General features: G+C 40.0%; 2 protein-coding genes. Both read right to left on the minus strand.

Translation table 11 applies throughout. From position 1 onward, the window contains the following. Positions 1-521, minus strand: a 521-nt coding sequence (locus KIH86_RS10530) for a recombinase family protein (RefSeq protein ID WP_235775349.1), incomplete at its 3' end; no start/stop codon positions are given. 136 nt (positions 522-657) lie between these two features. Further along, a complete protein-coding gene (locus tag KIH86_RS10535) occupies positions 658-1,857 on the minus strand; it encodes a site-specific integrase (protein ID WP_223110442.1) in 1,200 nt (399 codons plus the stop codon). Positions 1,858-1,878 lie beyond the last annotated feature (21 nt).

Consider the following 1,878-nt stretch of genomic DNA (forward strand, 5'->3'; position numbering starts at 1 on the left):
GCAGTAAATAATCCAGATTTCCATTGCTTATAAATTTGAACGAATGCCTCGTCAATCTCCACCATTGGCCTACCAAATTTAATACCGTTCGCCTTAGCAACCTCTATCCCCTCTGCCTGTCGCTGCCTGTTCTTCTTCCTCTCTTGCTCAGCCACATATGCCAACAAGCTCAAAAACTGATCCTCCATTACTTTTCCAAAATCACCCATGGTTCTAAACTTTCTTGAATCAAACAGTGTCTCATCATCTAAGCAAACAATATCTGCTTTCAGCTCACGAGTAATGTACTTCCATTCAGAAATGATTCCATCATAGTCTCGACACAAACGATCTAGTGCATCAATGTATATCAAATCACCTTCCCGGATCATTAAACGCATGGCTTGATAACGAGGACGATTAAAATCCTTTCCGCTTAGTTTATCAACAAATATATATCTTTCATCGATTCCGACCTCTCGAAACTTCACCAGCTGTCTTTCTGGATTCTGATCCTTAGCAGATACTCGCCCGTATCCCATCTCCACCGATAATTCCTCCTTAATTCGTGCCAAAATGTCTTCAGTTTTAGTGGCACATGCCAAAAGCTATTTACAGGTGTTTGGGCACATAAAAACATAGCTCTTGGATTCATGCCAATAAGCATGCCTTTTGACACTAAATTAATATCATCATTACATGATCCGACGATAAGTGATGTAACTTTTGGGAACCCCACTTAAAACATATCCATGCACTACCATTAAACATTACTACTACGCTTCTCTTTGTTCTTTCGTAACGCTTNTTGTCAAATATATGAGTATAGATTTTGTTAGTCGTACCAATATCAGAATGTCCGAGGGCCTCGGAGATCGATTTCAAATCAACCCCCTCAGAATGAAGGATACTAGCGAAGGTATGCCGGAGATCATGTAGGCGTATTTTCGGAAGCTTGTGCTTCTTCAGAAAATCACTGAATTGTTCAGTTACCGTATTTACTCGATATGGGGTTCCGTCTTCACGAGTAAAGACATAGCCACTATCATTGTAGTCTTTTCCAAGTATTTTTTTATATTCTGCCTGATTCACCTGTGTTTTCCTCAACAATTCATAGATCACATCAACAATAAATAACGTTCTTTGGCTCTTATCCGTTTTTGGCTTTTTGATCACAACAGCTTTCCCGGCACTTGTTCTCACCTTCTCAATGTGCAGTATTCGATTCTGCATATCTACTCCCTCCTTCCACGTCAATCCAGTGATCTCAGATCTTCTAAGCCCAAGATACGCTGATAGGTAAACAGGCAGCTCCAACTTGGTATCTTTCACAAGCTCCAGGAGTGTATTCAATTGATCCTTTGTATAAGCCCTACCTTCAAACTTATTCAATCGCGGTAATGAAACGGCATCTGCCACATTCCTGTATACAAACTGCTGCTTGAGCCCATAATCCAATGCCTTGCGAATGTTTGCATGATGCTTTCTTACAGTATTCGGGGATAAGCCCTTCTCATCCATTAAATACTTATAGTATTGCTGAATATGCGTTGGCTGTAGTTTCTGCAATTTGATCCTCCCGAGGTATGGCTCCACATGCTTGTACAAGATGTTACGATAACCATAGGCTGTTGTTTCCTCACAATTATACTTAACGTAATTTTCCATCCAGTGATCAAAAAACTCCGATACTGTAATATTGCTGCTTTCGACCAGTGTATTCCTTTGCTGGTTATATTCGAATTCTGCAAGTAGTTTCTTTGCCTCAGCTTCAGTTGCAGCGTATACGTATTCCCTTAACCTTTTACCAGACTGACTCTTACCAAGTTCTTTTGTTACTCTGAATTTTTTTCCAATCTTTTGTATACTTCCAGCCACAAATCATCTTCCTTTCCATTT

Source organism: Paenibacillus sinensis (assembly GCF_019904155.1).
GTDB lineage: Bacteria > Bacillota > Bacilli > Paenibacillales > Paenibacillaceae > Paenibacillus_AQ > Paenibacillus_AQ sinensis.